This window comes from Phenylobacterium ferrooxidans, assembly GCF_042714595.1.
Lineage (GTDB): Bacteria > Pseudomonadota > Alphaproteobacteria > Caulobacterales > Caulobacteraceae > Phenylobacterium > Phenylobacterium ferrooxidans.
The window spans coordinates 125,911-142,748 of the sequence record NZ_JAOTJD010000001.1; the positions used below are offsets into that span (position 1 = coordinate 125,911).

Here is a 16,838-nt window from a genome sequence, read left to right on the forward strand (position 1 = left end):
AGCCTCGCCATGCTTTCTTTTCTTCAGACTGGTCTGATTTACATCGTGCCCTTCATCCTGGTGCTGACCCTTGTGGTCACCATCCATGAGTTGGGGCACTTCTGGGCGGCGAAGAGTTTCGGCGTCGCCATCGACCGGTTCTCCATCGGCTTTGGCAAGGCCATCGCATCCTGGACCGACAAGTCAGGGGTGCAATGGCGGATCGGCTGGGCGCCGGTCGGCGGCTATGTCGCCTTCGCCGGCGACGACAACGCCGCCAGCGTGCCCGACCAGGACGACCTGGAGACCCTGCGCCAGTCCATCGTGGCCCGCGAAGGGGAGGGGGCGCTCTCCCGCTATTTCCACTTCAAGCCGATCTGGCAGCGGGCGGTGATCGCCGCCGCGGGCCCGATGGCCAACTTTGTCCTCGCCATCATCCTGTTCGCCACCCTGGTCTTCGCCCTCGGAGAGCACCTCCTGCCGGCCAAGGTGGCCTCCGTGGCCGCCGGCAGTCCCGCCGCCCAGGCGGGGTTCCGCGCCGGCGACCTCATCGCCGAGGCGAACGGTCGTCCGGTCAAGAGCTTCATGGACCTGGCGGAGGTGGCCCAGCTTCGGGTGAACCTGCCCACGGTGTTCGTGGTGCGCCGCGGAACCGATGAGGTGTCGCTGACCGCCACCTCCAAGCTGCAGATGCGCTCCGACGGTCTCGGCGGCGAACGTCTGCAGGGCACCCTGGGGATCGTGCCGGCCCAGGCGCGCGAGGACTATGTGCATGTCCGCTACAATCCCATCGAAGCCGTCGGCAAGGGTGTCGAACGGACGTGGCGCGTGCTCAGCACCACGGTTTACTATCTGGGCCGCATGGTCACGGGCCAGGTCTCGGCCGACCAGCTGAGCGGGCCCCTGGGAATCGCGCGGGTCTCGGGCCAGGTCGCCCAGACCGGGGCCCTGGGAGCGCCCGACCTCGGATCACAGGTTCTCGGCGCCGGCGTCGCCCTGCTGGGTCTCGCCGCCGTGCTGTCGGTGGGAATCGGCTTCATGAACCTGCTGCCGGTGCCTGTGCTGGACGGTGGCCACCTGCTGTTCTACGCCTACGAAGCTGTGGCCCGCAGGCCTCTGGCGGCCAAGGTTCAGGCCGCGGGTTATCGTGTGGGCCTTGCGCTGTTGCTGGGATTGATGTTGTTCGCGACCTGGAACGATCTGCAGCAACTGCGTGTGTTCAAAATCCTCGGCGGTCTGCTTTCCTGACCCCCCCATTTCCGTTGACGGCAGAAACGATGCAAAGAACCCGCGCCCAACGCGCCGCGCTCGCCTCCGGTCTCGCCCTGCTTCTGGGCTCGACCGCGATCACCCTGCCGAGTCTCGCCTTCGCCCAGGCCGCTGAGCAAGCCGGCGTCGTGCAGCGCATCATTGTTCAGGGCAATGAACGTATCGAGCAGTCGACCGTGCTCTCCTACCTGCCGATCCAGGCCGGTGAGGCCGCAGACCCCGCCAAGCTCGACCTGGCGCTGAAGGCGCTGTTCCGCACTGACCTGTTCTCGGATGTGAAGATCAACCTGCTGAACGGGGACCTGACCATCACGGTCGTGGAGAACCCGATCGTCAACAAGGTGGTCTTCGAGGGCAATTCCGGCCTGAAGGAAGACAAGCTGCGCGACGAAGTCACCGTGCGTCCGCGCGGCATCTTCACCCGCGCCAAGGTCCAGGCCGATGTGCAGCGCATTGTCGAGCTGTATCGCCGCTCGGGGCGGATCTCGGCCACGGTGTCGCCGAAGATCGTCGAGCTGCCCCAGAAGCGCGTCGACCTGATCTTCGAGATCGACGAAGGGCCCAAGAGCGGCGTGCTGCGGGTCAACTTCCTGGGCAACCAGGAATTCTCCGACAACGACCTGCGCGACGTCGTCGTGACCGAGCAGACCAGCTGGTACAAGTTCTTCTCGTCCAACGCCAACTACGACCCTGATCGGCTCGAGTACGACAAGGAACAGCTGCGCAAGCACTACCGTAACCGCGGCTTCTACGACTTCCGCGTGATCTCGGCCGTGGCCGAACTGTCCACCGACAAGAACGGCTTTGTCATCACCTATACCCTTGATGAAGGCCCGGAATACAAGTTCGGCAAGATCTCCGTGGAGACCGAACTACAGAAGCTGGACAAGAACCTGCTGCTGCAGCTGGTGCCGATCCGCTCGGGTGAGCTCTATCGCGACGAGATTATCGAGAGCGCCACCGACTCCCTGACCTTCGCCGCCGGCGCCGCGGGCTTCGCCTCGGTGGACGTGCGGCCGCGCTATGTCGCCAACAGGGAAACCAAGACCGTCGACGTGGTCTTCCAGGTCCGTGAAGGTCCGCGCGTCTATGTCGAGCGCATCGACATCGTCGGCAACAGCCAGACCCTCGACTACGTCATCCGCCGGGAATTGAACCTGGTGGAGGGCGACGCCTACAACCGCGCCCTGGTGGACCGGTCGAAGAACAACATCCGCGCCCTTGGCTTCTTCAAGGACGTCAACATCACCGAAATCCCGGGATCCGCGCCGGACCGCACGACCCTGCAGGTGCAGGTTGAGGAGCAGCCCACCGGGGAGCTCTCGTTCAGCGCCGGCTATTCGTCGGTCGACCAGCTCGTCCTGGATCTCGGCGTCACCCAGCGCAACTTCCGGGGCCGCGGCCAGGATGTGCGTGCCCGGATTTCCGTTGGCTCCCTGCGCCAGCAGGTGGACTTCTCCTTCACCGAGCCGCGCTTCCTGGGTCGCAATCTGCGGGCCGGGGTGGACATCTATTCCTACCGCTACGACCTGACCGACTACTCGGCCTATCAGACCAGCACGCTGGGCATGAACCTGCGCGCCGGGTTCCCACTGACCCTGAACTCGTCGATGACGACGCGCTACGTGCTGCGCCAGGACGAGGTGGACATTGACGACACCTACTGCGATCCGACCTCGCCGATCGTCTCCCTGTCGCTCTGCGCCCAGCGCGGAGCGTTCCTGACATCTCTCGTGGGCTATGGCCTGCGCCTGGATCGCCGGAACAATCCGATCAATCCAACCCGCGGCTTCTACGCCGATATCAGCCAGGACCTGGCCGGCGTCGGCGGCGATGTGAACTACATCAAGACCGACATCGACGGCGGCTGGTACCACGGCTTCAACAAGAACTTCATCCTCAGCGTCACCGGCCAGGCGGGCTATATCGCCGGCTGGAGCGGCGACACGATCCGCATCAACGACCGCTCCTACAAGGGCGGCAACAGCTTCCGCGGCTTCGAGACGGCGGGTCTTGGCCCGCGGGACACCAACTTCGCCCGCAGTGACGCCTTGGGTGGCCGCGCCTACGCCATCGGTTCGGTGGAGCTGACCATTCCGACCTTCGTGCCCGAGCAGTACGGGATCAAGGCCGCCCTGTTCACCGACTTCGGCACCGTCGGCCTGCTGGATGACGTGGACAAGGAATATCAGCCCGGCTCGATCAATCCGGTCACAAACCTTCCCTATCCTGCCGGGACGCGCGATCCGCTGATCTTCGACGACCTTTCATTGCGCGCCACGGCTGGTCTCTCGGTGTTCTGGAAGTCTCCGATGGGTCCCATCCGTTTCGACTTCAGCCAAGTTTTGGCCAAAGAAGACTACGACAAGACCGAAACCTTCCGTTTCTCCACTTCAACGAAGTTCTGACCCCCATGACGATCAAAAACCTAGTCGCGGCGACCTGCGTCGCCGCGCTCTCGCTCAGCGCCAGCTCCTCGGCCTTCGCCCAGGCGGCCGCGCCGACCATCACTCACGGTCCCGCCCTTCCAGGGGTCTGCGTCATGTCGATCCAGGGCGTCATCTCCAGCTCAACGGTGGGCAAGCACGTCCAGACCCGCATGCAGCAGATCCTGGCCCAGGTTGAGGCCGAGCTGAAGGCCGAGGAAGCCGCTCTGCAGAGGGACGGCCAGGCTCTGGAGAGCCAGAAGGCCACGCTGGACCAGGGAACCTTCGACACCCGCGCGGCCGGCCTGCAGGTGCGGCTGAACGCCTACAAGCGCAAGTCGCAGCAGCGGGACAATGAGCTTGACCGCACGCAGCAGAAGGCTCTTGGCCGCGTCGGCCAGGAAATGGAGCCGATCATGCGTCAGGTCTACCAGCAGCGTCAGTGCAGCGTCCTGCTGCGCGCCGAGTCCGTTCTGGTCGCCAATCCGGCCATGGACATCAGCCCGGCGATCCTCAGCGGCCTCAACGCCAAGATCACTCAGTTCGCCTTTGAGCGCGAACGGCTGGACCAACCGGCCGCCACCCCGCAAGCTGCGGCTCCCGCCCGCAAATAGAACGACTCGGGCTATGCGCGGGTCGAGCTGAGAGTGCTTGATGCCTGACCCGCGCTTTTTCGAAGATCTGGGCCCCGTCTCCCTGGCGGAGCTCGCAGCGCTGACCGGGGCCGAATTGTCGGCGCCCGGGGCCGGCTCGGTTCAGGTCGCCCGCGTTGCGATCCTGGCGCGAGCGAGCGCCGACAGCATCACCTACTTCTCCGATCGCAAGCTGGCCGCCGAGCTGGCAGAGACCCGCGCCGCCGCGTGTTTTGTCACGCAGCGGGACGTCGGCCTCGTGCCCCAGGGCTGCGTCGCCCTGGTGACCCGCCAACCCGCCGCCGCCTACGCCATGTCCGGCCAACGGCTCCACCGGCCGCGCCTGCACGCCGGGGCGGCCGCGGTCTCCCGCGACGCGAGGGTGGAGGAGGGGGCGATCATCAGCCCTGGCGTGGCCATCGGCCAGGGCGCCCAGATCGGTCGGGGCTCCGTCGTCGGCCCCAACACCGTCATCGGGCCTGGGGTCACCATTGGCCGTGACTGCGTCATCGGCGCCAATGTCAGCATCCACTGCGCCCTGCTGGGCGACCGGGTGAAGATCCTGGCTGGCGCGGTCATCGGCGAGGCCGGCTTCGGCGCGACCGCCGGACCCACCGGGGTGATCGATATCCCGCAGCTTGGCCGGGTGATCCTGCAGGACGGGGTGACCGTCGGCGCCAACACCTGCATCGACCGCGGCGCCTATGAGGACACGGTCCTGGGGGAGAACACCAAGATCGACAACCAGGTGCAGATCGCTCACAACGTGCGCGTCGGCCGCAACTGCGTCATGGCGGCCTTCACGGGGATTTCAGGCAGCGTGACGATTGGGGATGGCTCGGCGTTCGGTGGCCGGGCCGGGGTGGCCGACCACGTCATCATCGGCGAAGGCGCTCAAATCGGCGCGGGCGCCGGCGTTTTCCGGGACGTCGCCCCCAAGGCGGTCATGGGCGGATACCCGGCCATGCCTATGCGAAAATGGCTGCGCGAAGTCGCCTGGCTGACCAAGGCGGCCGCCGTGCGCCGTCGGGAGGAACCTGATCAATGAGCCGCAAGGCCCCCGTCAACGAGTCTCCCACCGAGATCGACATCACCGAGATCGTGAAGCGGATCCCGCATCGCTATCCCTTCCTGCTGGTCGATCGCTGCGAGGACTACAAGGCCAGTGAATCCATCGTCGGCATCAAGTGCGTGACGATCAACGAGCCCTTCTTCCAGGGCCACTTCCCCGACTATCCGGTCATGCCGGGCGTGCTGATCATCGAGGCGCTCGCCCAGACCGGCGCGGTGCTGATGTCCAAGTCCCTCGAGGTGGACGTGGCCGGCAAGACCATCTTCTTCGTCTCGGTGGACAACGGCCGCTTCCGCCAGCCGGTGCGGCCCGGCGACGTCCTGCGCCTGAATGTCAAGGTGATCCGCGCCCGGGGCGACCTCTTCAAGTTCCAGGGCCAGGCGATGGTGGGCGACAAGGTGGCGGCCGAATGCGAGTTCGCCGCCATGGTCGTGGCCACCCAATGAGCGTCCAGGTCCATCCCACCTCCATCATCGCCGACGGCGCGGTCCTTGGCGACGGCGTGGTTATCGGCCCGTTCTGCACGGTTGGGCCCAATGTCAGGCTCGGCGCGGGCACCAGGCTGGTCTCCCACATCGTCGTGGACGGCCACACCGAGCTCGGCTCCGGGAACACCGTCTATCCCTTCGCCATGCTCGGCGGCCCGCCTCAGCACACCGCCTACAAGGGCGAGCCCACCCAGCTGGTGATCGGCGACCGCAACATCATCCGCGAGCACGCCACCATGAACGTCGGCACCGTCAACGGCGGCGGCGTGACCAGCGTGGGGTCTGATGGCCTGTACATGATCGAGAGCCATGTCGGTCACGACTGCAAGGTCGGCGACAACGTGATCCTGACCAAGCAGGCCACGCTGGGCGGCCACTGCCAGATCGGCGATTTCGTGATCGTCGGCGGCCTGGCCGCCGTCCATCAGTTCACCCGGGTCGGGCGGCACGCGATGATCGGCGGCCTGGCGGCCGTGGTGAAGGACGTCATCCCCTATGGCTCGGTCTGGGGCAACCACGCCCACCTCGAGGGGCTGAACCTGGTGGGCCTGAAGCGCCGGGGCTTCAGCCGCGAGACCATCAATACGATGCGCGCCGCCTATCGCATGCTCTTCGCCGACGAAGGCACCTTCCAGGAGCGCCTCGACGACACCATCGAGACCTATGCCGGGTCCGAGGAGGTCCGCGAGATCATCGACTTCATCCGCGCCGACGGCAGCCGCCCGCTCTGCCTGCCCGAGCGCGAGGTCTAGCCGCCGCATGCGCAAACTCGGCCTGATCGCCGGCGGCGGCACGCTGCCCCTGGAGATCGCCGAACACTGCGAGCAGGCCGGCCGCGCGGTCTTCATCGCTCGATTGAAGGGCTTCGCCGAGCCGCAGCTGAACCGCTTCCCGGGCGCGGACGTCGGCCTCGCCGAGATCGGCAAGACCATCAAGGCCCTCAAGCGCGCCGGTTGCCAGGCCGTCTGCCTGGTGGGCAATGTCAGCCGGCCGGACTTCAAGACGCTGAAGCCTGACCTTCGCGGCCTCGCCCTGCTGCCGGCGATCATTGCGGCGGCGCGGCATGGCGACGACGCCTTGCTGCGGGTGGTGCTGGACGAATTCGCCAAGGAGGGCTTCACCATCGAAGGCGCCCACGAGGCCAAGAGCGATCTCACCCTGCCCAAGGGCGCCCTCGGCGTCGTGTCGCCGGGTCCCGAGCACCAGGGCGACATCGACCGCGCCCTGCTGGTGGCCCGCGAGATCGGCCGCCTGGATGTCGGACAGGGCGCTGTGGTCTGCGACGGGTTGGTGCTGGCGGTCGAGGCCCAGGAGGGCACCGACGCCATGCTGCGCCGGGTGGCCCACGAAATCCCCACCGCTATCCGCGGAACCCCCGGCGCCTATCGAGGGGTGATCGCCAAGGCGCCCAAGCCGATTCAGGAGACCCGTGTCGATCTCCCCACCATCGGTCTCGCCACCGTCCAGCGGGCCGCTGCCGCCGGCCTGGCGGGTATCGTGGGGGAGGCTGGCGGACTGCTGGTTCTGGACCGCGAGGCGGTGATCGAGCTGGCCGACGAACTGGGCCTGTTCATCTTCGGAGTGGAACCGTGAGTAAGCCGCTCTGCGTGATGCTGGTAGCCACCGAGGCCTCCGGTGACGACCGGGGCGCGGGCCTGGCCAAGGCCCTGCGCGCCCGCCTGGGCGACAAGGTGCGCTTCATAGGAACAGGGGGCGCCCAGATGGCCGCCCAGGGCGTGGAAAGCCTGTTCGATATCGCCCAGCTCTCCATCCTGGGCGTGGTGGACGCGCTCGCCGTCTACCCCCGCGCCATGAAGATGGTGGACCAGACCGTGGCGCTTGCCGCTCGTGAGAAGCCCGACGTGGTGGTGCTGATCGATTCCTGGGCCTTCAGCCTGCGCGTCGCCCACCGCCTGCGGAAGATCGATCCCTCAATTCCGCTCGTGAAGTACGTCGCTCCCCAGGTCTGGGCGTGGCGCAAGGGCCGCGCCAAGGTGCTGGCGGGCGCCGTCGACCACCTGCTGTCGATCCACAGCTTCGACGCCCCCTATTTCGAGGCGGAGGGCCTGGCCACCACCTTCGTAGGCAACGCCGCCCTGAAGGTGGATTTCTCCAAGGCGGATCCCGCGCGCTTGCGCAAGAATCTCGGCATCTCGCCCCAGGCCCCGATCCTGCTCGTCCTGCCCGGCAGTCGTCCCAGCGAGATCGCCCGGGTCCTGCCGCCCTTCGGCGAGGCCGCCCTGATTCTGAAGGCCAGCCACCCGGACCTGGAGATTGTCATCCCCGCCGCGCCGACCGTGGCCGCGGCGGTCAAGGCGCAGGTCGCCGGCTGGACCCGCCGCGCCCATGTGGTGGAAGGCGATCAGGCCAAGCGGGACGCCATGAAGGCCGCCACCGCCGCGCTCGCCTGCTCGGGCACCGTCACCATCGAGCTGGCCCTGGCCGGCTGTCCCATGGTCATCGGCTATCGCATCGACAAACTGACCTACGCCCTGGTCAACCGGCTGGTGAAGCGGCCTATCACCCTCTTCAACATCGCCGCGGGAACGATCGTCGCCCCCGAGCTGATCCAGGATGATTGCACGCCGGAGAACCTCGCCCGCGAGGCCGCCCTGCGCCTGGACAATGCCGACATCGCCGGCCGTCAGGTCGCCGCCCAGTACGGCGCGCTGGAGAAGATGGGCCGTGGCGGGCCCGATCCCTCGGACGCGGCGGCTGACGCCATCCTCAAGATCATCGCCTGATCGCCAAAGAAAATCCGCCGAACCCGAGGGCGCGGCGGATGATCTTCGATCGGGCGAAGAGAGCGCCTAGCGCGTACTGATCGCGGTGTAGTCCCGTTGCGCGGCGCCGGTGTAGATCTGGCGCGGACGGCCGATCTTCTGCAACGGATCCTCGATCATTTCCTTCCACTGCGCGATCCAGCCCACGGTGCGGGCGACCGCGAACAGCACGGTGAACATCTCGGGCGGGAAGCCCAGGGCGCGCAGGGTGATGCCGGAGTAGAAGTCGACGTTCGGGTACAGCTTGCGCTCGATGAAGTAGGGGTCGGACAGAGCGATGCGCTCCAGCTCGATGGCCACCTTCAGCAGCGGGTCATCGGAATTCCCGACCTCGGCCAGAACCTCGTGGCAGGTCTTCTGCATGACCGTCGCGCGGGGGTCGTAGTTCTTGTAGACCCGGTGGCCGAAGCCCATCAGGCGGTAGCGGCGGTCCTTCACGCCCTGCACGTACTCGGGGATCCGATCGACGGTGCCGATCTCCTTGAGCATGTTCAGCGCTTCTTCGTTCGCGCCGCCGTGGCTCGGGCCCCAGAGGCAGGCGATGCCGGCCGCAATGCAGGCGAACGGGTTGGCGCCCGAGGAACCCGCCAGACGCACGGTCGAGGTCGAGGCGTTCTGCTCGTGGTCGGCGTGCAGGATGAAGATGCGGTCCATGGCGCGCGTCAGCACCGGGTTCGGAACCCAGTCCTCCGCCGGGACCGAGAAGCACATGCGCAGGAAGTTCTCGGCGTAGGACAGGTCGTTACGCGGATGCACGAAGGGCTGGCCGCGGAAGTACTTGAAGGCCCGAGCCGCGATCGTCGGCATCTTGGCGATCAGCCGGTGCGACGAGATCATCCGCTGCTGCGGGTCCTCGACGTTGGTGCTGTCGTGATAGAAGGCTGAGAGCGCGCCGACGGCGCCGACCATGATCGCCATCGGGTGGGCGTCGCGACGGAAGCCCTGGAAGAACCGATCAAACTGCTCGTGCAGCATCGTGTGGTAGGTGATGGTCTTCTCGAATTCCTCGGCCTCGGCGGCGGTCGGCAGTTCGCCGTGCAGCAGGAGGTAGCAGACCTCGAGGAAGCTGGACTTCTCGGCCAGCTGGTCGATCGGATAGCCGCGGTGCAGCAAGATGCCCGCGTCGCCGTCGATGAAGGTGATCTTGCTCTCGCAGGACGCCGTGGAGGTGAAGCCCGGGTCGTAGGTGAAGACGTCGGCCTCGGCGTAGAGCTTGCGGATATCGACGACGTCCGGACCGTCGACGCCCTTCAGAATCGGGAGTTCAACGGTCTTCTGACCGATGCTCATCTTCGCCGTGTCGGCCATGCCATCCCCTTCGCATGTCTGGAACAAAACGTCTGTTTGGGGAGCCTTATACCGCCTTACGCAGCGGGCGAAAGGGCATCGTCAAGCCTGCCGAGACTTTCCGCTTTTCCGAGGCTTACCAAGGCGCCGGCCAGATCGGGCGCCGGCGCGCCGCCAGACAGGACGCCACGTAAGGCGGGTCCGATCTTTCCAAGGCCTACGCCCTCGCTTTCGGCGAAGCCCCGCAGGGCGGCCTCCAGCGCGGGGACCTCCCAATCGGCCTGGCCGGCGAGGTTTTCGCGCAACCGGGTTAGCCGAGCGCGGGTCTCTTCATTCAGCATGCCGGTCACCTTTTCCGGCAGCTCCAGCGGCCGCGGCTTCAGGGCGAAGACCACGGCGTCGGCGAGTTCCAGCAGGGTCTTGGCCCCGTCGCGGACCAGGGGAATGGTGCGGTGCAGGATGGCTGAGTCGGCGTCGTGCACGGGCTCGCCGCGGCTCGTCCGGACCCTCTGGGTCAGGGCCACCAACCGGTCGATGTCGGCGAGGCGCAGATAGTGGTTGTTGATGTGGTTCAGCTTGGCCCAATCCAGCCGGGCGGGCGCGCTGACCACGTCGGTGACGTCGAACCAGCTTTGCGCCTGTTCGTCGCTGAAGATTTCGTCGTCGCCGTGGCCCCAGCCCAGGCGCGCCAGATAGTTTCGCATGGCCTCGGGCAGGTAGCCCATGTCGTCGAATTCACTCACCGCCTGGGCGCCGTGGCGCTTGGACAGCTTGGCGCCATCGGGCCCGTGGATCATCGGCAGGTGGGCCCAGACGGGAACCTCCCACCCCAGCGCCTCATAGATCAGGGTCTGGCGGGCGGCGTTGTTCAGGTGGTCGTCGCCACGGATCACGTGGGTGACCCCCATCTCGTGGTCATCGACGATGACGGCGAGATTGTAGGTGGGCGTACCGTCAGTCCGCAGGATGATCAGGTCATCCAGGTCCTTGTTCTTGAAGGTGACGTCGCCCTTCACCCGGTCGTGGATCACGGTCTCGCCCTCGCGGGGACCCTTGAAGCGCACGACATAGGGGCGGTCGTTGAAATTGGCGTCCTGATCGCGCCAGGGCGACTGCACCGCACGGCCCTCGGCGCGGGCGATTTCGCGTTCGGCGGTCAGTTCGTCAGCCGTCATGTAACAACGATAGGCGCGGCCGTTGGCCAGCAGCTCCTGGGCGGCCAGGACGTGGCGATCGGCGCGCGCGGCCTGGAACACCGGCTCTTCATCCGGGACCAGGCCCAGCCAGGCCATGCCGTCGAAGATCGCCTGGACGGCGGGCAGGGTGGAGCGTTCGCGATCGGTGTCCTCGATGCGCAACAGGAACTTGCCGCCGGTGCGCTTGGCGTAAAGCCAGTTGAACAAGGCCGTGCGGGCCGTGCCAATATGCATGTAGCCGGTGGGCGAGGGGGCGATACGGGTGACGACGGGGCGGTCGGACATCGAGCTCGGGACTGTGGGTGAGGCGGCGCCGGCGGAGGCCGACGCGATCGCGGCGCCTATTAACACGCCCGTCCGCAAGCTTCCTAGCGCCGCCGAAGTCTTCGCGTGGCTGCGCGCCCAGGCGGCCGCCCAGGCCGACCGGCTCAGCCTGTGGACCCCGGTCGCCTTCGGCTGCGGCGCCGCGGCCTATTTCGCCGTGCCGCGCGAGCCTGTGGCGGGGCTGGCCATCGCCGTCCTCGGGCTCGCCGGCCTCATGTTGCTGGCCCGCGCCCGATGGGGCGGCGGCCGGATTCTGGTCATCGCACTCACCCTCTCGGCCTTCGCCATGGCCGGATTCGCCGCCGGCAAGCTGCGCACGCAGCAGGTCCGCGCGCCGATCGCGCCAAGCGGCGAGGGGATGCAGACCGTCGAGGCCTTCGTGGTGGACATCGCCAATCCAGGGCAGGGCGGCCCGCGCCTGCTGCTCGCCCCGATCCGGGTCAGCGGCCTCGCTCCCGAGTCCACGCCGATCCGGGCCCGCATGACCCTGCAGCCCGACACGCCCTTGCCGGCGCCTGGCGTGGCGATCCGCGTGCGCGGCATGCTCAATCCGCCGCCGCCGCCCGCCAGCCCCGGCTCATACGACTTCGCCCGCGACGCCTTCTTCGAGGGAATCGGCGGCGTCGGCTTCACCCTGACCTCGCCGCGGCAGATTTTCGCCGAGCCGCCGCCCTGGAGGCTGGCGCTGGAGATGCGGGTCAACGCCGCCCGGTGGACCCTGGCCCGCAAGATCGTCGACGAGATGGGGGTGGAGAGCGGCGGCTTGGCCGCGGCCATGGTGACCGGTCACGAAGCCTTCGTGCCCCGCGAGCAGGTGGACGCCCTGCGCGCCTCCGGCCTGGCCCACATCATCTCGATCTCGGGCCTGCACATGGCCATCGTCGGAGGCTTCGCCTTCGCGGGCGTGCGGTTGCTGATCGCCGCCTGGCCCTGGCTCGCCCTGCGGGTGTCCAGCAAGAAGACCGCGGCCCTGTTCGGCCTTGTCGCCGTGCTGAGCTACCTTGTGCTCTCGGGGGCGCCGGCGCCGGCGGAGCGGGCGGCGATCACGGCGGCGGCGGCCTTCGGGGCCATCCTGGTGGATCGTCGCGCCATCAGCCTGCGCACCTTGGCCATCGCCGCCCTGGTGATCCTGGCCCTGCAGCCCGAGGCGGTGACCGAGCCTGGCTTCCAGATGTCCTTCGCCGCCACCACGGCTCTGGTGGCCATGGCCGAGCTCTGGCCCCGCCCGATCCGCGAGATCAACGCCCCCTGGCCGATCCGCGCCGTCCAGGGGGTGGGGACTTGGCTGGGGGCCAGCCTGGTCGCCAGCTTCGTCGCCGGGATGGCGACCGGCCCCTTCGCCATGCAGCACTTCAACCGGGTCTCCACCTTCGGGCTGATCGCCAACCTGCTGGTGGCGCCGATCTCGTCCTTCCTGATGATGCCGGCCCTGGCGCTCGGCGCGATCCTGGCGCCCTTCGGCCTGGGCGACTGGCCGCTGCGAGCCGCCGGGGTCGCCATCGACACCATGAACCTGATCGCCGCCAAGGCCGCGGCCATGCCCAACGCCCAGCTGATCATCGCCAGCGCGCCGGGCTGGACCCTCGCGGCCGCCTTCCTTGGCATCCTCTGGCTCTGCCTGTGGAAGGGGCCACTGCGCTGGCTGGGCCTGCCCTTCGCCCTGGCCGTCAGCCTGGCGCCCCGCCCGCCGACACCTGACATCTGGGTCGCCGCCGATGGCTCGACCCTGGCGGTGCGGGAGGGCAGGACGGCGGTTCTCTTCCGACCTGACGTCAAACTGTTCGGGGCCGAACTCTGGGCCCGCCGGCGCGGCCTGGAACCAGCCGTGCAGGGTCTGGCGGCCCGTGACGCCCTCTATGACTGTGACCGCTGGTCTTGTGCTCCGCGCGTTGGCTCATCGCCTCGCGTGGCCGCCGTCTTCACCCGGCGCGCCTCGACGATCGAGAAGAAGCTGCCGCTGTTCTGCCAATGGGCCGCGGTGGTCGTGGTGCGGGGCGCGGCGACCGCCGCCGACTGCCCCGGAGCGCTGCTGTTGACGCAGGACGACTTCGCCAGGGGCGGGTCGGCCGAACTCTACCGCGCGGCCTCCGGCTGGCGGATCGTGTGGGCCCAGAGCCTGCGCGGTCAGCGGCCCTGGACCGGCGGTGTGATCGCCGATCAGGCCGACTGACGGCGCCTAGTGGTACTTGCGGATCAGCCCGACGAGCCGGCCCTGCACCTGGACCTGGTCGGGACCGAAGATGCGGGTCTCATAAGCCGGGTTGGCGGCCTCCAGGGCGATGGAGGCCCCCTTCTTGCGCAGGCGCTTGAGGGTGGCTTCCTCACCCATCACCAGGGCGACGACGATTTCGCCGGAGGTGGCGGTATCGGTCTTGCGGATAACGACATAGTCGCCGTCCAGGATGCCAGCGTTGATCATGGAGTCGCCCTGGACTTCGAGGGCGTAGTGCTCCCCCGCGCCCAGCATGCTTTCGGGCACATGCATGCGGTCGCGTTCCTGCTGGATCGCCTCGATTGGGGTGCCGGCGGCGATCTTGCCCAGGACCGAAATCTCGCGGGTGTCGTTGGCCGCGTTCATCGCAGGCTGGGCTGCGCCGGCCTCGACCAGTTGCGGCTTGAACGGGGCGCGGCCCTTGGGCGGGGAAGAGGTGGTGGCCTGCTGCGGCAGCTTCACCACTTCCAGGGCGCGGGCCCGGTGCGGCAGGCGGCGCAGGAAGCCGCGTTCCTCCAGCGCCGTGATCAGGCGGTGAATGCCGGACTTGGAGGCCAGGTCGAGGGCCTCCTTCATCTCGTCGAAGGAGGGCGAGACGCCGCTCTCCTTGATCCGCTCATGGATGAACATGAGCAATTCGTGCTGTTTACGAGTGAGCATTGGACGACGAGCCCTTGAAGAACAAAGCGGAAACCTTGCCGATGTTCTCTAGACGTTCTTCGTTAATGTCAAGTTGACCGAAAGCTAGGCCAAAAGCGCTCGCGCCGCGGCGGCCACATCGGCCTGACGCATCAGGCTTTCCCCCACCAGCATGGCGCTGGCGCCAGAGCGCTCCAGCCGGGCTGCGTCAGCGGCGGTGAAGATGCCGCTTTCCGTTACCAGCAAGGCGTTTGCGGGGGCGAGCGCCGCCAACCTTTCGGTGATGGCCAGGTCGATGCTGAAGCTGCGCAGGTCGCGGTTGTTGACCCCCACCAGGGTCGCGCCCAGGTCGCCTGCGCGCGCCATCTCGGCCTCGTCGTGCACCTCGACAAGCGCGTCCATGCCGAATCGCGCCGCCTCGGCCATCAGGTCGCGGGCGGTGGAATCGTCGACCATGGCCATGATCACCAGGATGGCGTCGGCCCCCAGCGCCCGCGATTCGGCCACCTGCCAGGGGTCCACCAGGAATTCCTTGCGCAGGCAGGGCAGGGCGCATGCGTCGCGTGCCGCCGTCAGGAAGCTGTCAGCCCCCTGGAAGCTCGGCGTGTCGGTCAGCACCGAGAGGCAGGCCGCGCCGCCCGCCTCATACGCCTTGGCGAGCGACGGGGGATCGAAGTCCTCGCGGATCAGCCCCTTGGAGGGTGAGGCCTTCTTGATCTCGGCGATCAGGCCCAGGCGGCCCGGCGCATGGGCCCGCTCCAGGGCGGCGCGGAACCCGCGCGGAGCCGAGGCCTGGGCCGCCGCGGCTTCGACCTGCTCGACGGTGCGCTGCGCCTGTCGTTCGGCCACCTCGACGCGCTTGTAGGCGGCGATCTTGTCGAGGATGTCGCTCATGGCGCGCTCGTGATGGCGGCCAGGGTGGTGAGCGCCGTCTTGGCCCGGCCGTCGTCGATCACCGCGCGCGCCAGGTCGATGCCGTCGCGCAGGGTCTCGACCTTCTCGCCCACCAGGAAGGCGGCCGCGGCGTTCAACAGCACGATGTCGCGATAGGCGCCGGTCTCCCCGTCCAGCAGGGCGCGCAGGGCCACCGCGTTTTCGGCCGGGCTGCCGCCGGTGAGGTCGGCCAGGGCCGCGCGGGGCAGGCCGACGGCTTCCGGGGTGATGGTGAAGAGCCTGGCCTGGCCGTCGCGCCATTCGGCCACGACGCTCTCGCCCGTGGTGGTCATCTCATCCATGCCGCCGCCGTGCACCACCCAGGCGCGCTCGGAGCCGAGGGCCCCCAGCACGCGGGCCAGGGGCTCGACCCAGCGCTCGGCGAAGACTCCCATGACCTGGCGCTTGGCGTTGGCCGGGTTGGTTAGCGGTCCCAGCAGATTGAATACCGTGCGGAAACCAAGCTCTGCCCGGATCGGCGAGACATGGCGCATGGCGCCGTGATGGGCCTGGGCGAACATGAAGCAGATGCCGGCCTCATCCAGGGCCTTCATCTGCCGGTCGACGGGAGCGTTGATGTCCACCCCCAGTTCGGTCAGCACATCGGCGGTGCCGGAGCGCGAGGACAGGGCGCGGTTGCCGTGCTTAGCCACTTTCAGCCCGCCGCCGGCGGCGACGAAGCCCACGGCGGTGGAGATGTTCAGCGTATGCAGGCCGTCACCGCCGGTGCCGCAGACGTCCATCACGGCATAAGGCGGATCCAGGGTCACGGCGGCGCGGCGCATGGCCTTGGCGCAGGCGGTGATCTCGCCCACCGTCTCGCCACGCAGGCGCATGGCGGTGATGGCCGCGGCCACCTGGGCCGGCGACGGTTCGCCCCGCAGGCAGGCGGCGAAGAACTCTCCTGCGTCCTCGTCCGATAGCGTCTGGCCATCGGCCAGCCGGCCCAGAAGCGGCTTGAAAGCGTCCGACATCAGGCCGGCACGTTTCGCGGCACGCCGGCCAGTTCCAGGAAATTGGCCAGCAGATGGTGGCCGCCCTCGGTGGCGATGGATTCCGGATGGAACTGCACGCCATGGATGGGCCGGGTCTTGTGCTGGAAGCCCATGACCTCGCCGTCTTCTGTCCAGGCGGTGATCTCCAGGACGTCGGGCAGGGTTTCACGCGCCACCGACAGGCTGTGATAGCGGGTGGCGGTGAAGTCCTGGGGCATGCCCGCGAACACACCCTTGCCGGTATGGTGCATCGGGCTGGTCTTGCCGTGCATGGTGGCCTTGGCGCGCACCACCTGCCCGCCGAAGGCCTGGCCGATGGACTGGTGGCCCAGGCAGACCCCCAGGATCGGCAGATTCTCGGGGGCCTTCTCGATCAGCTCCAGGCAGATGCCGGCCTCGTTGGGGGTGCAGGGGCCGGGCGACAGCAATATGCCGTCGGGCTTCAGGCCGAGCGCCTCTTCGACGGTGATGGCGTCGTTGCGATAGACGAGGGTCTCCGCCCCCAGCTCGTTCAGATAGTGGACGAGGTTGTAGGTGAAGCTGTCGTAGTTATCGATGACCAGGATCATGGGTGTCCATCTAGGCTGTAGGCGCTGCTGCGCC

The 16,838-nt window shown here is 67.8% G+C and carries 15 protein-coding genes; 9 read left to right on the forward strand and 6 right to left on the reverse strand.

Features of this window, described 5'->3' with window-relative positions; translation table 11 throughout:
* Nucleotides 1-9: 9 nt before the first annotated feature.
* Genes OCL97_RS00625 through lpxB form a run of 8 tightly spaced genes read left to right on the forward strand, consistent with a single transcriptional unit; the run spans nucleotide 10 to nucleotide 8,610 of the window.
* The gene (locus tag OCL97_RS00625) at nucleotides 10-1,227 is read left to right on the forward strand and encodes a M50 family metallopeptidase (protein WP_377366683.1); all 1,218 of its coding nucleotides are present in this window, start codon (nucleotides 10-12) and stop codon (nucleotides 1,225-1,227) included.
* Between the two features lie 29 nt (nucleotides 1,228-1,256).
* On the forward strand, nucleotides 1,257-3,656 hold the full coding sequence (gene bamA, locus OCL97_RS00630; protein WP_377366685.1) for an outer membrane protein assembly factor BamA: 2,400 nt from the start codon (nucleotides 1,257-1,259) through the stop codon (nucleotides 3,654-3,656).
* 5 nt (nucleotides 3,657-3,661) lie between these two features.
* Nucleotides 3,662-4,288 (forward strand): OmpH family outer membrane protein, encoded by a 627-nt coding sequence (locus OCL97_RS00635; RefSeq protein WP_377366687.1) that lies wholly within the window; start codon nucleotides 3,662-3,664, stop codon nucleotides 4,286-4,288.
* A 40-nt stretch (nucleotides 4,289-4,328) separates the two neighbouring features.
* Nucleotides 4,329-5,354 carry a UDP-3-O-(3-hydroxymyristoyl)glucosamine N-acyltransferase gene (lpxD, locus tag OCL97_RS00640; protein ID WP_377366689.1) on the forward strand — a complete coding sequence of 342 codons (1,026 nt, stop codon included), beginning with the start codon at nucleotides 4,329-4,331 and terminating at the stop codon, nucleotides 5,352-5,354.
* Complete coding sequence (fabZ, locus tag OCL97_RS00645) at nucleotides 5,351-5,824, forward strand: 3-hydroxyacyl-ACP dehydratase FabZ (protein WP_304777167.1); 474 nt, start codon at nucleotides 5,351-5,353, stop codon at nucleotides 5,822-5,824. Before lpxD ends, fabZ begins: the two co-directional genes overlap by 4 nt.
* On the forward strand, nucleotides 5,821-6,618 hold the full coding sequence (gene lpxA / locus OCL97_RS00650) for an acyl-ACP--UDP-N-acetylglucosamine O-acyltransferase (protein WP_305337289.1): 798 nt from the start codon (nucleotides 5,821-5,823) through the stop codon (nucleotides 6,616-6,618). Before fabZ ends, lpxA begins: the two co-directional genes overlap by 4 nt.
* A gap of 7 nt (nucleotides 6,619-6,625) precedes the next feature.
* Nucleotides 6,626-7,459, forward strand: a complete 834-nt coding sequence (gene lpxI, locus OCL97_RS00655) for a UDP-2,3-diacylglucosamine diphosphatase (protein WP_377366691.1) — start codon at nucleotides 6,626-6,628, stop codon at nucleotides 7,457-7,459.
* Nucleotides 7,456-8,610: a lipid-A-disaccharide synthase gene (lpxB, locus tag OCL97_RS00660; protein WP_377366693.1), complete on the forward strand. Its 1,155-nt coding sequence runs from the start codon at nucleotides 7,456-7,458 to the stop codon at nucleotides 8,608-8,610. The genes lpxI and lpxB overlap by 4 nt, the downstream gene beginning before the upstream one ends.
* Nucleotides 8,611-8,676: 66 nt before the next feature.
* On the opposite strand, the gene gltA is transcribed toward lpxB, so the two are convergent.
* Both gltA and gltX read right to left on the reverse strand, forming a co-directional pair.
* Complete coding sequence (gltA, locus tag OCL97_RS00665; RefSeq protein ID WP_304777163.1) at nucleotides 8,677-9,957, reverse strand: citrate synthase; 1,281 nt, start codon at nucleotides 9,955-9,957, stop codon at nucleotides 8,677-8,679.
* A 56-nt stretch (nucleotides 9,958-10,013) separates the two neighbouring features.
* Nucleotides 10,014-11,417, reverse strand: coding sequence for a glutamate--tRNA ligase (gene gltX, locus OCL97_RS00670; protein WP_377366695.1), 1,404 nt, complete (start codon nucleotides 11,415-11,417; stop codon nucleotides 10,014-10,016).
* On the opposite strand from gltX, the gene OCL97_RS00675 reads away from it, so the two are divergent.
* On the forward strand, nucleotides 11,395-13,626 hold the full coding sequence (locus tag OCL97_RS00675; RefSeq protein WP_377366697.1) for a ComEC/Rec2 family competence protein: 2,232 nt from the start codon (nucleotides 11,395-11,397) through the stop codon (nucleotides 13,624-13,626). The genes gltX and OCL97_RS00675 overlap by 23 nt on opposite strands.
* A 6-nt stretch (nucleotides 13,627-13,632) precedes the next feature.
* Here OCL97_RS00675 and lexA read toward each other — a convergent pair whose 3' ends face one another.
* From lexA to OCL97_RS00695, 4 genes are all read right to left on the reverse strand, one after another.
* Nucleotides 13,633-14,328: a transcriptional repressor LexA gene (gene lexA / locus OCL97_RS00680; protein ID WP_304777160.1), complete on the reverse strand. Its 696-nt coding sequence runs from the start codon at nucleotides 14,326-14,328 to the stop codon at nucleotides 13,633-13,635.
* Between the two features lie 84 nt (nucleotides 14,329-14,412).
* The gene (gene trpC, locus OCL97_RS00685; protein WP_377366699.1) at nucleotides 14,413-15,201 is read right to left on the reverse strand and encodes an indole-3-glycerol phosphate synthase TrpC; all 789 of its coding nucleotides are present in this window, start codon (nucleotides 15,199-15,201) and stop codon (nucleotides 14,413-14,415) included.
* The gene (gene trpD / locus OCL97_RS00690) at nucleotides 15,198-16,214 is read right to left on the reverse strand and encodes an anthranilate phosphoribosyltransferase (protein ID WP_304777158.1); all 1,017 of its coding nucleotides are present in this window, start codon (nucleotides 16,212-16,214) and stop codon (nucleotides 15,198-15,200) included. The genes trpC and trpD overlap by 4 nt, the downstream gene beginning before the upstream one ends.
* Nucleotides 16,214-16,804: an anthranilate synthase component II gene (locus OCL97_RS00695; protein WP_377366701.1), complete on the reverse strand. Its 591-nt coding sequence runs from the start codon at nucleotides 16,802-16,804 to the stop codon at nucleotides 16,214-16,216. The genes trpD and OCL97_RS00695 overlap by 1 nt, the downstream gene beginning before the upstream one ends.
* Between the last annotated feature and the right edge of the window lie 34 nt (nucleotides 16,805-16,838).

What these genes read in the sequence shown, in the direction of transcription:
- OCL97_RS00625 (WP_377366683.1), top strand. Translation starts at nt 10, where the DNA reads ATGCTTTCTTTTCTTCAGACTGGTCTGATTTACATCGTGCCCTTCATC.
- bamA (WP_377366685.1), top strand. Translation starts at nt 1,257, where the DNA reads ATGCAAAGAACCCGCGCCCAACGCGCCGCGCTCGCCTCCGGTCTCGCC.
- OCL97_RS00635 (WP_377366687.1), top strand. Translation starts at nt 3,662, where the DNA reads ATGACGATCAAAAACCTAGTCGCGGCGACCTGCGTCGCCGCGCTCTCG.
- lpxD (WP_377366689.1), top strand. Translation starts at nt 4,329, where the DNA reads ATGCCTGACCCGCGCTTTTTCGAAGATCTGGGCCCCGTCTCCCTGGCG.
- fabZ (WP_304777167.1), top strand. Translation starts at nt 5,351, where the DNA reads ATGAGCCGCAAGGCCCCCGTCAACGAGTCTCCCACCGAGATCGACATC.
- lpxA (WP_305337289.1), top strand. Translation starts at nt 5,821, where the DNA reads ATGAGCGTCCAGGTCCATCCCACCTCCATCATCGCCGACGGCGCGGTC.
- lpxI (WP_377366691.1), top strand. Translation starts at nt 6,626, where the DNA reads ATGCGCAAACTCGGCCTGATCGCCGGCGGCGGCACGCTGCCCCTGGAG.
- gltA (WP_304777163.1), bottom strand. Translation starts at nt 9,957, where the DNA reads ATGGCCGACACGGCGAAGATGAGCATCGGTCAGAAGACCGTTGAACTC.
- gltX (WP_377366695.1), bottom strand. Translation starts at nt 11,417, where the DNA reads ATGTCCGACCGCCCCGTCGTCACCCGTATCGCCCCCTCGCCCACCGGC.
- lexA (WP_304777160.1), bottom strand. Translation starts at nt 14,328, where the DNA reads ATGCTCACTCGTAAACAGCACGAATTGCTCATGTTCATCCATGAGCGG.
- trpC (WP_377366699.1), bottom strand. Translation starts at nt 15,201, where the DNA reads ATGAGCGACATCCTCGACAAGATCGCCGCCTACAAGCGCGTCGAGGTG.
- trpD (WP_304777158.1), bottom strand. Translation starts at nt 16,214, where the DNA reads ATGTCGGACGCTTTCAAGCCGCTTCTGGGCCGGCTGGCCGATGGCCAG.
- OCL97_RS00695 (WP_377366701.1), bottom strand. Translation starts at nt 16,804, where the DNA reads ATGATCCTGGTCATCGATAACTACGACAGCTTCACCTACAACCTCGTC.